At 69.1% G+C, this 14,000-nt stretch carries 6 protein-coding genes and 3 pseudogenes; 6 read left to right on the top strand and 3 right to left on the bottom strand.

Annotated features, from left to right (window positions below; genetic code table 11):
• Positions 1-391: 391 nt before the first annotated feature.
• From POF43_RS14735 to POF43_RS14720, 4 genes are all read left to right on the top strand, one after another.
• On the top strand, positions 392-2,413 hold the full coding sequence (locus tag POF43_RS14735) for a hypothetical protein (protein ID WP_282704593.1): 2,022 nt from the start codon (positions 392-394) through the stop codon (positions 2,411-2,413).
• A gap of 170 nt (positions 2,414-2,583) precedes the next feature.
• Positions 2,584-5,337 carry an ATP-binding protein gene (locus POF43_RS14730; RefSeq protein WP_282704592.1) on the top strand — a complete coding sequence of 918 codons (2,754 nt, stop codon included), beginning with the start codon at positions 2,584-2,586 and terminating at the stop codon, positions 5,335-5,337.
• 554 nt (positions 5,338-5,891) lie between these two features.
• Positions 5,892-9,965: a DUF6531 domain-containing protein gene (locus POF43_RS14725; RefSeq protein WP_282704591.1), complete on the top strand. Its 4,074-nt coding sequence runs from the start codon at positions 5,892-5,894 to the stop codon at positions 9,963-9,965.
• 20 nt (positions 9,966-9,985) lie between these two features.
• A complete protein-coding gene (locus tag POF43_RS14720; protein ID WP_282704590.1) occupies positions 9,986-10,405 on the top strand; it encodes a hypothetical protein in 420 nt (139 codons plus the stop codon).
• Between the two features lie 153 nt (positions 10,406-10,558).
• On the opposite strand, the pseudogene POF43_RS14715 reads toward POF43_RS14720, so the two are convergent.
• Together POF43_RS14715 and POF43_RS34875 are read right to left on the bottom strand one after the other, a co-directional pair.
• Positions 10,559-11,241: pseudogene (locus tag POF43_RS14715) on the bottom strand (site-specific integrase); the annotation flags it as partial.
• Positions 11,242-11,469: 228 nt separating this feature from the next.
• Positions 11,470-11,616 (bottom strand): annotated as a pseudogene (locus tag POF43_RS34875) (DUF255 domain-containing protein); the annotation flags it as partial.
• 290 nt (positions 11,617-11,906) lie between these two features.
• Here POF43_RS34875 and POF43_RS14705 point away from each other — a divergent pair.
• Both POF43_RS14705 and POF43_RS14700 read left to right on the top strand, forming a co-directional pair.
• Positions 11,907-12,437 carry a recombinase family protein gene (locus POF43_RS14705; RefSeq protein WP_271322274.1) on the top strand — a complete coding sequence of 177 codons (531 nt, stop codon included), beginning with the start codon at positions 11,907-11,909 and terminating at the stop codon, positions 12,435-12,437.
• 79 nt (positions 12,438-12,516) lie between these two features.
• Complete coding sequence (locus tag POF43_RS14700; protein ID WP_271322273.1) at positions 12,517-13,044, top strand: hypothetical protein; 528 nt, start codon at positions 12,517-12,519, stop codon at positions 13,042-13,044.
• A gap of 328 nt (positions 13,045-13,372) precedes the next feature.
• On the opposite strand, the pseudogene POF43_RS14695 reads toward POF43_RS14700, so the two are convergent.
• A pseudogene (locus tag POF43_RS14695) lies at positions 13,373-13,960 on the bottom strand (transposase); the annotation flags it as partial.
• Between the last annotated feature and the right edge of the window lie 40 nt (positions 13,961-14,000).

The raw sequence follows: 14,000 nt of genomic DNA, 5'->3' as shown, positions 1-14,000 counted from the left end.
GGTCTTGTGCACCGCGACGGTGTACGCGGCCAAGTAGTCCTGCGCACCGCGCGCGTTGCCCCCTTCAGCTTCGGCCCGGCTCAGCCTGTCGTCCGCGTACGTCAGCGTGATTCCCGGGTTCAATCTCACGGCTGAAGCCCGGCACAGCAGGTAGGCAGAGGCCGCAGCGGCAAAGCGATTCACCTGGCGCCCGCTCCGTCGCACCCGCCGCCACCCGGCCGTACGCCGTGCGGATGTCCCGGCGCCCCGTCGAGCGCGCATGCGTCCTCCCGGTATGGCTGGTTCTACGTCTGTTCCACCTTGGGAATCTGATGCAGCGTTAGCTGTTCGGTCGTGCGGTGAGGTCCTGGACTCGGGTGCGAGGGCCCGATGACGCCACGGGGGTGCGCAGGTGTCGGGCACGTGGGGCACGGGAGGTGGCGGGCCGTGGCGTGCGCTGTTCGTTTCGGGTGAGCGCCTGGGGTGGGTCTTCAGCGATCGGAACCGTTTTCTCCGGCCCTTTGAAGAGCCTGAGCCGCCGGAGGGGGATGCCTCGCAGGACCGGACCTCGTACGAGGTGAACGCGAGGGCGAAGCTGCTGGCCCGCCTTCTGCGGATCAGGCACGTCGTTCTGCTCGGATCGGTGGCGGGATTGCCCTGGATGGTATGGCGCACTGTCCATTCCGTGAGTTCCCTCAAGCTGCCCGTGTTGTTCCTGAGTGCTGTGATCTTCGGGGTCGCGGCGGGCCTCGTGTGGTGCCTGTCGGTGGTCGCGCACCTGGCGGCGGTGCGCTCCTACGGTTCCTGGCGCCGCAAGCGTCACCGCGATCTTCTGCGGGTGCGACGGGCGCAGTGGTCGCAGCGGCGTGCGGTGTTCGAGGTGGCGGAGCGGCGGCGGGTGGCGTTGCTGGAGGAGTGGCAGCAGGTGGCGGTCGCGCCGGGGTGGGCGCGTATCGATGTGGTGGGCGGGAGTTCGTGGGGGTGGGAGGCGTTCGTGACGGTGTTCGGCTCCTCGGCTCTCACGGATCGTGGCGCGGTGACGGTGCTGGACCTGTCGGGCGAGATGGTGGTGCGTGAGTTCGCCCGGGGTGCGGAGGCTGCGGGTACATCGGTCGATGTACAGATTTTGCCCATGGATATGGCGGTTAGCGACCTTATCGTGGGCTTGAACGCTGGGGTATTGGCCAACTTGTTCGTGGAGTCGCTCTACGGGGGTCTACAGGATGCGGACCGGGGTGAACGGATGATGGACACTCGGCTGCTGACAGCCGTGTGCGAGGCCCTTGAGCCCGGTGGTCTGTCGATGCCGCGGATCGCCGCCGGGCTGCGGGTGCTGCTGGGAGAGCCGGCTCGCGAGGGTGAACTGGGCGACGCCGAGCGCCGGTTGGTGATGGATGAGTTGTTCTCCGAGGACTACCGGATGCGCTCGTCGGAGAGTCTGCGGCGGATCGAGGCGTTCGCCCATCAGCTCGGGGAGCTGGGAAGCCGCAGCTCCGCCCGTCCTCATGCGGAGTTGCGGTGTGTGGTGATGTCGACCGAATGGCGCAGCAGCGGTGGGGAGTTCCTCGCTGACCTGATCGTGGCGTGGGCGGCTCGGCAGGTGCTGGGCGGGATGGTGGCGACCCTGGTGGTCGCGGGCGCGGACGATCTGGCGGTCCGGCACGTGGAGCGGCTGTCGGACATGTGCGAGCGGCGCGGGGTGCGGCTGGTGGTGATGTTCCGGCATCTGCGCGAGCCGGTGGCGCGATTGCTGGGCGCGGGACCGGTGGGCTTCATGCGGCTCGGCAACCACGAGGAGGCGGCGCGGGCGGCGGACTTCATCGGTCGTGAGCACCGCTTCGAGGTCTCTCAGCTGGCCCATACCTTCGGCGGTAACGAGACGCACAGCTTCGGCATCTCGGACGGCGCTTCGCTGGGCGAGAGTGTCACCACGGGGAAGGGGTCCAGCGAAGGCGGGGGCGGGCCGGGTTTCCTCGGCTCCGGCTCCCGCACGTGGAGTACGTCCGACTCCTATACGTGGAACATCTCGCGCAACTGGGGCCGCAGCGTGAACGAGGCTGCGGGCACGAGCTGGTCGGACACCAGCACCCGCCAGCGCGTCTTCGAGCACACCGTCGAGCCGAGAACACTTCAGCAACTGCCGGATTACGCCATGGTCCTGGTCGACCACAGCGACGGGCACACCCGGGTCGGGCCGGTGGAGATCAACCCGGAGATCGCCCTCCTGCGCCGGAACCCGGCAGAATCCGTGCCGCCCCCGGAGTCATTTCGTCCGCCGCAGGAGCACGCCGTTGTCCCCGGCCCGCGTCGTCCGGAGATCGAGCGGACGAGCGGCGGATGGGGGGCCGACAGCTTGCGCAACGCCGGCAAGGCTCTCACCCAGGCAGCCTCACGGGCCGGGCTTCGGCGCAGCGGGCCGAGGCGGCTCCCATGAACCTTCCTCCTTCCCTCCCGGTCCCTCTTCCCCGGCCCGGTAGGAATCCGGTCGCCCCCTGGCTGGAGATAGCGGGCCCGTTGTGCCGGGTCGAGGAGATCTACCGACCGGCGCCCTCACCTGACCCCCGAACGGCGACCGGTGTTCGCCCTGCCAACCGACAGGCAGCCGTGGTCGCCGCCTACCACCGGAACCTGGCCTCCGGTGGGCGGCCGCTGCTGATGTCCTGGTCCCGCACCCGGGCCGGCGGGCCGGTCACCGTACTGTGCGCGACCACCCCCGCCGCACGGACCTGTCCCACCACTCTCACGTTCCCTCCGGGCACCCGCGGTCGCCCCCTCGCCCCGGCGGAAGCTGCCGCCGGCCTGGCCGCACACCGTTGGTGGTCGCCGCTGGCCGGTACCGTCGACGCCCTCCTTCCCCTGCTGAACCCCGACCGGACACCGTCGCCCGCCGCAGGACTCCTGGAGGAGAGCCTGCTGGGGGCCTGGCAGGGCCCGTTCGCCTGGCTGTTGCTGGCGTACCCGGTTCCGCCGGACGAGCTGGAGCGCGAGGCGGCCCGGCTCGCGGCGGCCGAACGCGACGCGCGTGCCCGGGGTTCCTCGCCCGACTACACCGTGCGCGCCGAACGTCTCGCCCGGCTGCACCGCGAGACCCGCGCGGCCCGCTCGACCGGGATGTGGCGCACCCACCTGCTGGCCGGCGGCCCCGACCCCGGTGCGGCTGCCGGCGTCGCAGGACTCCTGATCGCCGGCCTCGACCTCACCGCCACCCCCTACGCCCTCGCGCCCCTCCCACCGGTCGACGGCCTGGCGACCGCGCTCGACACCAAGGCCGACAACTCCTGGAGCGGCGGCGACCAGCAATCCCCTTTCCTCTCCGGGTCGTTCCTGCTCTCCGCGCTCGCGCAGGTGCCGGGAACAGAGGTTCCCGGGGTGCGGATGGTGGAGCGCTCCACCTTCGACGTCACCCCGGAAGCCCAAACCGTCGATGAGGGCGTTGAGTTGGGGCACGTTCTCGATCACGACGACGCGCCGACCGCTCCCCTGCCGGTCGCGCTGACCACGCTCAACCGGCACGCGTTCGTCTGCGGTGCCACCGGCGCGGGCAAGTCGCAGAGCGTCCGTACCCTGCTGGAGGCACTCAGCCGCCGGAACCCGTCCGTGCCGTGGCTGGTGATCGAGCCGGCGAAGTCCGAGTACGCGCGGATGGCCGGCCGGCTCCGGGGCCACGACACCGTCCTGGTCATCCGCCCCGGAGACCCCGACGTCATACCCGCCTGCCTCAACCCCCTGGAACCCGAGCCCGGCTTCCCCCTGCAAACCCACATCGACCTCGTCAGGGCCCTGTTCCTCGCCGCCTTCGAGGCCGCCGAGCCCTTCCCCCAGGTCCTCGCCCACGCCCTCACCCGCTGCTACCGCGAAGCCGGCTGGGACGTCACCTTGAGCGAACCGATCAACCCCACCATCGAGCCCCGCTATCCCACACTCGGGGATCTGCGCCGTGCCGCCCTCCAGGTCGTCGAGGAGATCGGCTACAGCCGGGAGATCACCGACAACGTCCGCGGCTTCATCGACGTCCGCATCGCCAGCCTCCGCCTCGGCACCCCCGGCCGCTTCTTCGAAGGCGGCCACCCCCTCGACATGGAAGCCCTCCTGGAGCGCAACGTCGTCCTCGAACTGGAGGACATCGGCAACGACCAGGACAAGGCGTTCTTCATCGGCGCCGTCCTGCTGCGCATCACCGAGCACCTGCGCCACCGCGCGACAGCGGGCCCGGTCCGCCTGCACCACGTCACCGTCATCGAAGAGGCCCACCGGCTCCTGCGCCATGCGGAGCCGGGCAGCCCGGCCGCGCACGCCGTCGAGCTCTTCGCGGGTCTGCTCGCCGAGATCCGCGCCTACGGCGAGGGCGTCGTCGTCGCCGAGCAGATCCCGTCGAAGATCATCCCGGACGTCATCAAGAACTCCGCCGTCAAAATCGTCCACCGCCTCCCGGCCGAGGACGACCGGGACACGGTCGGCGCCACGATGAACCTCACCGACGAGCAGTCCCGCCACCTCGTCACCCTCCCGTCCGGCCGCGCCGCCGTCTTCACCGACGGCATGGACCGCCCCCTGCTCACCGCCATGCCGCTGCGCGAGGACACCGAGGACGCCACCCACGCCGATCACGTCCCGCCCGTCCAGCCCCGCAGCGTCGCCTGCGGCCCGCTCTGCCAGGCCCGGCCCTGCACCCTGCGCGAAATCACCGAGGCAGGCCGCCTCGCCGACGACGCACGCCTCACCCTGTGGCTCGAACTCCTCACCGTCGCCCACCTCGCCGGCGAACCCTCTCCGAAGCCCGACCCCGACTGGCTGGCCGGACTGCGCGAACGCAGCCGGCCCCGCACCCTGCAATGCGCCGTCGCCCACCGCGTCCACACCGCCGTCGAGACCCGCCACGCCGCCCTGGCCCTCCACTACGACCCCGCAGGACTCGCCGCACACCTCGTTTCCGTCGCCCGCGGCCAACTGGCGGGCGCACAGACGGCCTGCGACGGCGCAGAAACCAACTGGCAGGCGGGACCGTTCCGTTGGGTCGACATCTGCCGCGCTCTCGTCACGGCCACGACGGCTGACCGACCACACCCCGACACGGCCGCGTGGCGCCGCCGCGGGCTCGACCTGCCCGGCGCCACCACCGCCCAGCAGTTCCGGGCGTTCGAGTGTCACCCCGACAACCGCAAACCGGCGTCCGAGGTCACTGCCGGGCATGCCGTGCCCGCCGCCGTCGACGTGGCGACCGCACTGCTGGACGGCGACCCCGATCCCGCCGTCCGGCTGAAGAACACCTTGTCCTTCCTCCACCTCACCTCCGACTGGCCGAACACCCGTCTCTACGGCGACGTCCGGCCCGCGGCTCCCGCGAAGGGAAGCTCATGAGATGGGACAGCCCGTCGGGGGCGCCCGACGACCCGCCTGCGTCCACCCCGGACGAGGCGCCGGCCACGCCACCCGACGCGGCCGTCTTCGATGCCCCCGACGCCCCGCCCGCTGGGGAAAATTCCAGCCCGGACACTTCTGCTGACACCCCGCCGGCTGACGAGTCGCGCCTGCCCCTGCCGTGGGCAGTGTGGCCGGGCGGTGAGCCGACCGTCGGGGCCTCTCAGCCTCCTGGGGAGTTGCCGGGGACGCACGACGAGTCGCCCGAGGCGATGCCCTTCCCTGCGGAGGGAGACAGCGGCGACGAACTGCCCGCCAGCGTGGGACAGGCCGAGTTCGCGGGCGCGGCTTCTCCGGCGGAGTCGGAGCTTCCCGGACCGGTTCAAGCCGAAGGAGCACCCGCCGACCTCGACGCGACCACCGAATCGAACCCGGCAATCCGTTCCACGAACACCCCCGATGTACCCCCGACCGACGCCCCCATCCCGGACTCCGCCAGCACAAGCAGCATCGACGTTCCCCCGCAGGCGAGCACCCTCGATGCCCATCACCCGTTGGACGCAGGTCAGCCGCCTCCCACCCCCGCCGCTGCGGAGGCCACCGGCTCCGACGACGCCCACCGGGCGCAGAACGCCGAGACGCGCCGGATCGAGCCCGGAGGCCCGGAACACCCGCCGACCGCGGAAGGACAGCCGACCGACGGTGACACCACCGACATCTCCGGGCATGACGGCAGCCCGCCGGAGGGGCCGAGCAGCGATCACGACTCCCCCGGCACACCGGAGGCAGACAGCACACCGGCCGGCGTCGACAGGACGGAAGCCGCAGGAGCCTTTGGAATCCTTTCCGGCGAAGGGGCGGAGGTATTCGCCGCAGCGGAGGCCGACACCGTCCTCGTGGAGAACGGAACCCCGGAGGCGCCCATCCCGACCCGCGCGCCCGCCGACGCCGAGCAGCCGTCCCCCGACACGGATGCGGACGGGATCGATGCCGCCCTACCGCCTGCCCTCGCGCCGGAGGTTGAGGCGGAAGAGCCCGACGTCCGCCTCCGGGGCGGTGACGCGCAGGAACCGCTGACCGGGATCGAGTCCCCCGTCCAGGAGTCGGTGGAGAACCACGAGCGGGTCGGGGCGAGCGACCCGGTGGACGTGGTCACCGGCGAGATGTTCCTCTCCCACGTCGACGCCGCCCTGCCCGGCATCCTCCCCCTGGTCCTCAAGCGGTCGCACGCCTCCCACTACCTCAAGGGGCTGTGGTTCGGGCGCTCCTGGTCCTCCACCCTCGACCAGCGCGTGGACGTCGATGCCGGGGGCGTGCACTACGCCTCCCCGGACGGCGCGGTCCTGCACTACCCGCGCCCCACCCACCCCGGCGAGAGCGTGCTGCCCACCGAGGGCGCCCGGCACCCGCTGACCGAGGACGACGACGGCATCCGGATCCACGACCCGTTCACCGGCGTCACCCGGCACTTCGCCACCGCGTCCGCCGTGCCGACCCCCCGCGGCTCCACCCGGCGGATCACCGCCGTCACCGACCGCAACAACCACCGCATCGAGTTCCGTTACCACCCCGACGGACGCCCGAAAGAGGTGCGGCACAGCGGCGGTTACCGCATCGCCGTCGACACCGGAACCACTTCCGCCGGCCCGCGCGTCACCGCCCTGCGCCTGCTGGACGGCACCGGGGTCGGCACCCGCCTGGTCGCCCTCGCCTACGACGGCCGCGGCCGGCTGACGAGCGTCACCAACTCCTCCGGCAAGCCCCTGACCTTCACCTACGACGACCGGGACCGCATCACCGGCTGGACCGACCGCAACGGCGTCCGCTACCACTACACGTTCGACGCGGCCGGCCGCGTCATCCGCACCGGCGGCCCCGACGGCCTGATGGCCGCCCGCTTCCACTACGACCTCCCCGCGCGCACCACCACGGTCACCGACTCCCTCGGCCACGACACCGTCCACCACTGGAACGACACCGGCCAGGTCGTCGCGATCACCGACACCCTCGGCGCGAGCGTCCGGATCGAGCAGGACCGCTACCGCCGTTTACTGTCCTGGACCGACAAACTCGGCCGCACCACCCGGCTGATCCGCGACGCCCGGGGCGACGTCGTCCGCCTCGACCGCCCCGACGGCGCCTCCCACACCCTCACCTACAACGACCTCCACCAGCCCACCAGCGTCACCCAGCCCGACGGCACCACCCGCCACCACACCTACGACGACCGCGGCAACCCCGTGTCGTCCACCGACCCCGCGGGCGCCACCACCACCTGGGCCCACGACAGCCAGGGCCGATTGCTCCGCACCACCGACGCGTTGGGCCACCGCCACCACTGCACCACCGGCGCCGCCGGGCTCCCGCTGACCATCACCGACGCCCTCGGCCACACCACCCGCATCGAACGCGACGCCTTCGGCCGTCCCACGGCGATCACCGATCCCGTCGGTGCCACCACCCGCGCAGGCTGGACCACCGAAGGACTCCCCGCCTGGCGCGTGCACCCCGGCGGCGCCCGCGAGGAATGGACCTACGACGCCGAGAACAACCTCCTGCGCCACCGCGGCCCCCTCGGCGAGGACACCACGTTCGCTTACGGCCCCTTCGACCTGCTCACCGCCCGCACCGCCCCCGACGGCGCCCGTTACACCTTCGCCTACGACACCGAACTGCGCCTCACCCGCGTCACCAACCCCCACGACCACACCTGGACCTACACCTACGACCCCGCCGGACGCCTCACCGGCGAACAGGACTTCGACGGCCGCGTCCTGACCTACCGCACCGACGCCGCCGGACACCTCACCGAACGCGTCAACGGCGCGGGCCAGGCCGTCCGCCTCCACCGTGACCCCATGGGCCGGACCATCGCCCGTACAGACGACGAGGGCGCCACCACCACCTTGGAGCACGACTCCGCCGGCCGCCTCGTCCGAGCGACCTCGCCGGACAGCACCGTGCAGTTCACCTACGACGCCTGCGGCCGCGTGCTCACCGAGGACGTCGACGGACGCATCCTCACCAACGCCTACGACCTCCTCGGCCGCCGCACCCACCGCACCACCTCCACCGGCGTCCGCTCCGTCTGGACCTACGACGCCAACGGCCGCCCCCGCACCCTCAGCACCGCCGACGAAACCCTCACCTTCACCCACGACCCGGCCGGCCGCGAGACCACCCGCACCCTCGGCACGCAGACCACCCTCACCCAGACCTGGGACATCGACCACCGCCTGACCGCCCAGACCGTCCAGGCGCATCCCACGGACGGCGCAACCGCCGAGATCCTCCAGCAGCGCACGTACACCTACCGGGCCGACGGCATCCCCACCCACATCACCGACCTGCTCACCGGCCCCCGCCACTACGACCTCGACCCCGCCGGCCGCGTCACCGCGGTGCGCTCCGACACCTGGACCGAGACCTACGCCTACGACCTCCTGGGCAACCTCACCCACACCACCGCACCCCCGGCCGACCCCACCACCATCGGCGCCCGCACCCACACCGCCACCCGCGTCCGCCGGGCCGGCCGCACCACCTACGACCACGACGCCCAGGGCCGCCGCACCCGAACCGTCCGCCGCACGCTCTCCGGCCGCCGGGACGTCACCACGTACGCCTGGGACCCCGACGACCGCCTCACCGCAGTCACCACCCCCGACGGCACCCGCTGGCGCTACACCTACGACCCCCTCGGCCGCCGAACGGGCAAACACCGCCTCGGGTCCAACAGCAAGGCGGGGCATCGCACGGCCTTCACCTGGGACGGCACCCGCCTCGCGGAGGAAATCCAGCACCCCGAGGACGCCAACTCCATTGCCATTAGCTGGGATTGGCAACCCGGCACGCACCGGGCCGTCACCCAGACCCATCGTCGTCCTCTATCGGACGATCCCAAGCACACCATTTATGCGATTATCACCGACCACCTCGGCACTCCGAGAGAACTTGTCACCACCGACGGGCGCGTTGCGTGGCATGAAAACGCAACTCTGTGGGGAATACATGAAGCGACCCCCGACAGCGGCGTCCATTGCCCCCTACGCTTTCCCGGCCAGTACCACGACTCCGAAACCGGCCTGAACCACAACTACCACCGCTACTACGACCCCGAAATCGCCCACTACACCACCCCCGACCCCCTAGGCCTGACAGCAGCACCGAACGCCAACGCCTACGTCGGCAATCCGTTCGCTCAAACCGACCCCTTGGGCTTGAGCCCCACCGACCAGAACGCTAGTTCCCCTGCCGAGGCCGACCTTCATACGTGTTATGTGCTGGCGGGCGAGACACCGGTACTCGTTCAAAATTTCAATACACCTCGGGGCTTTCCCGACCGAGAGCTTCCGAGGGATCCTCGGACTGGTGAGCCAGCTCCTGATCCGGCGGCCGCCGGCTATCCACACACACAACTTGGGGTGAAGGGAAGCAGGCGCAATCCCCCGTACGCTCAGGCCCGAGAGTTCGATGCAGACGAAAAACCCGTCCGGGATGTCGACTTTACTGATCACGGGAGGCCGCAGAACCATGACAATCCGCATCAGCATCCCTGGAATGAAAACGTGACCGGCGGCACCCGAAGCCGCGATGGCGCGGAACCGTTGGATTGGGGTGACCGATGAGCGAACTTCTAGAATTCCGGATGCATGACACTGAAGGCGGAATAGTCGGTCTCGGCAGCCTACTCTCCCTTGTCCCGGACAACAACTGGGTGTGGTCTGTACTCGACTTTGACGGGATTGTGCAGGGGGCGACCGGTCTGGAATATGCAGATTTCCGGCAGAAGATAGCTTCCTCGCCGCAGGGGTATGTCATGTCGTGGACTCAGGTTCGGGAATTCGCGACCGGTGTCCGCCAGTGCTTCGATCTGCTGCTCGTAGCAGCAGGAGAACATCGCCTGCTTGATCCAGAACGATTCACTGCGGGCGATTTTGCAGGATTCCCCTTGGTTCTAACTGCGAGCGACAGCACCTGGTGGTCGGTGGAGATTGACGCCGGCATCGGAGGGGCATCTGCTCTCGCGGCAAGACTCCGAGCGCGCTATAGAGTCGAGACGGGATAGAAGGCGGCGAACATCAGTAGTCGCTGAGGCAAACTAGAAGCCCGCCATTTGTGTCCTGGCGGAGCTTCTGTTTGGGGTGAAGGTAGTAGTTGACGGCAACGTCAGCGGACGCGCGGTGCAGCGTGGCAGTTCAGCGCCGTCACCGTTGGCCTTCTCGGTGGTCTCCGGGCTGCCTAGGACGATACTGAGGGCGCCGATGGCGTTTTGCTGGCGGCACGGTCGGACGTGGGCGTAGACGGTGGCGGCGACGCCAATGTGGGCGTGACCGAGGAGTTCCTTGATCACGACGAGTTCGACGCCCTGATCCAGGAGCAATATTGCGGTCGAGTGCCGGAGGTCGTGGAAGTGGATGCGGCGAAGGCCAGCCTTGCGAAGGAGCACTATGAAGGCGCGGGTGAGATTGGTCGGGTCGATCGGTCCACCCTGCGTAGCGGTGAACACATGCCCGCCGTGCTGCCATGTCGTGCCTGCTGCCCTGCACTCACCCTGCCGCTGTTCGTGGTGGAGCTTCAGCAACGGGACGCAGCGGGCGGGGAGGGCGATGCGACGCTCGGAGGCCCGCGTCTTGGTGGGCAGCGTGGCGAAACCGCCGGCGCTGGCGCGCTGGGGTGTGCAGCGGATGGCGGCGGTGCCCGTGGCGCGGTCTTCCGCCGAGGAGTTCGCCCTTGCGGAGTCCGGCGTGGAGGGCGAGTTCGAACAGCGCGTGCAACCGGTGGCCGTGGGTGGCCGCGAGGAATGCGCGGGCTTCCTGGGCGGTGAGGGTTCGAAGCAGCGGGGTCGGGGTGTGCCCATGCGGACATTGCGGCGCCGTTGCGCGGGCTCTCCTCTTCGCGGACGCGTGCTCTCACCTCACCTACCCGTCGCGCTGGGTGGACAAAGCCTCGCCTTCAAGGTGCTGCCTAACTAATGCTGATGTACTGCTCGGGCGCCCACTGCGGCGAAGCCGTCAGCTGCTCCCGGACCCAGGCGTCTATCTTGTGGCCAAGTTCCTCGTCGTACGTGTCCATACTGACGCTCCCTGTGAACATCCCAGGTCACAGCTACCTGGTTGTCTAAGTGCACTGGCACCAGTGGCACGCGGAGTAACCCACCGACAACAGCACGGGCACGTTCCGCCGCCGAGCCTCCTCGAACGCCTCGGGCGACCACGGCCACCAGTCGACGGGGTTGTCGGCGTGCTGGAGGAGGTACGGGGAGGTCGCGTCGGCCAGGCGGTTCTTCCCGGCATCGTCGCACGACCGGGTCCGTGCGGCCCACCTTGCGAGGCCGTGGAGCCGGGAAGAAGACGCAGTACCCAATCCAGAGGCTGTCGGCCCTACTCCAAGCGACACGACAGGCCCAACCGATCTTCACCTGCGAGGCAAGGCCGCCGGCCTCGCTCCCCAGCGGAGCTTGCCCGCCCGCACTCGGCCTTCCTCATGGCGTACTCCCGGATCTGCGACGACTGGCGCAAGCACAACCGGAGGAAGGCCGCCACGTCGTCGTGGTCGGCTGGCAAGGCGTGGCGAACCAGCACCGCCGCAGCAACAGGAACGCCACTCGACACGGCGCGGTGATCGTCCACCGGTACACCGACAACGACCTGCCGGCCTCGAAGCGGGGCGTCGTGCGCACCGACTTTCTAGCGATGCTTCGTGACCTGCGGCGCGGGCACACCCCCGAGGGCTACCCGGTGCACGGGGTCATCTGCGTGGACCAGGACGGCGTGCAACGCACAGCCCGGGACTGGGAAGACTTCGAGGACGCCCTGACGCTCGACACGAGTCGGCGCTTCTACACCCCGTCGGGACCGATGGATCTCACCGAGGAGAGCGAGATCATCAAGACCGGTGTCATGGCGGCCGTGAACAAGGCGGAGTCCCTGAAGAAGAAACGCCGCACCCGCGACTGGCACCAGGACCGCATACTCGACGGCCTCCCCCACAGCGGCCCCCGCCCTTTCGGCTGGGAGGAGGACCGGACAACTCTGCGGCCGGACGAAGCGGGCTTTCTGGCCCGGGCGATCCGCGAGCGGATCAGGGGGAAGGCGTGAGCACCTTGTGCGCCGAGGCCAACGGCTCGGGCTGAGGGGCAGCCGGGGCGGTGAGATCATCCCGCAGACCGTCACGCAGATGATGACCGCTCCACGGGTGTGTGGCTATCGCGCGAACCGTGGCGTCCTCGTCCTGGATGACGACGGCTCTCCGATCGTGGGTGTTTGGCAACCGGTCTGCGCACCGGAGGAGTGGAGTGCATTGTGCGCGACCTTCGGGGATGGAAGCACGTACCTCGCCCGCGGTTCTTGCACTCCACGGATCACCGGCATACCGAAGACGATCAAATACCTCAGCTCGTCGCTGCTGCGCTGCCAGTACCGATTCCCGGATGAGGCAGCAGACGGTACGCAGGTGACGCGAGTCTGCAACACCCCGATGGGCGGGTCGAAAACCAGCAGCAAGCGAAGCCCCTACGTCTACACCCGCACCACATGCTCTCGCAACTCAATCTCAGGGCCCATGGTGGATGAGCAAGTTCAACGCTTGCTCATGGCGAAGCTGAAGCAAGCTCAGGCAACTTTCATTTCGCCTGACATCACATGGCCGAAGGCAGTTCAGCTTACGCAGAGGGCAGACAAACTGGCCGAGTTGGAGCAGCAATGAAACGCAGACAATATCAGTAGCGAGATGTTTTACCGACTGGCACCAAAGCTGGAAAAGGAAGTGAAGACACTACGCCGGGAGTGCAAGCAGTTTTAAATGGCCACCCAGGTCGGAAATGAAGCACCGGGCGACGTAACCAAGAAGTGGCCAGCCGGATAGTACGATCTCGAACAGAAGCGAGGCGTCTTGTTTGAAGCATTCGCCGCAATTCAAGTAACGCCGGAAAGAGGGGGAACAAGACGCCGGGCCCCAAGAGACTCACCCCCGTTTGGAAGCAGTGACGCGCCATGCGAGGACCGCACGCCACTAAGCGTTGTCCCGTAATTGATCACGGGCATGGCTCTGTCTGGAGCCGGGGTAGCGATCGAGCGATGGTGAGGTTGTGGAGTCGGGCGATGCCGAGGATGGCGTGGTGGACGCCGTCGCCTTTCAGGCGGCAGTCGCGGAGGATCTTCCAGGTCTTCATGTGGGCGAAGGTGTGCTCGACGCGGGCGCGGACGTTGCGGTGGGAGGTGTTGTGTTCTTCCTTCCAGGCCGGCAGTTCGGCCCGGCCGCGTTCGCGTCGGTGCGGGATGATCAGGCCGGTTCCGCGGTAGCCGCCGTCGGCGATCACCGTGGTACGGCCGACGGCGTTCTTCGCACCGGACAGTTCCCACGCCTTGCAGTCGTTGCGGTTGCCGGGCAGCGGTCGGCCGATCACGACGACCAGGCGGGTGTCGGCATCGATGACGACCTGGTGGTTGGTGGAGTATCGGTAGTTCTTCGACTTCTCGGCCACGGCGTGGTCGCGTGTGGGTACGAGGGTGCCGTCGACGATCAGCACGGTCTCCTTGCGGAACCGCCTGCGCGGCCGGAGCGCAGGACACGGGCCGAGGTGGTCGACGATGCGGTCGGCCGCCGAAGGCGTTGTCCCGTAAGTGCCGGTGGGGTTGGGATGATCTTGGTGTGGCTGGTGT

Origin of the sequence: Streptantibioticus silvisoli (assembly GCF_027947535.2) — a bacterium.
Lineage (GTDB): Bacteria > Actinomycetota > Actinomycetes > Streptomycetales > Streptomycetaceae > Streptantibioticus_C > Streptantibioticus_C silvisoli.
Note: the sequence above shows the minus strand (reverse complement) of the source record. Positions and strands in the feature narration are given on the sequence as shown.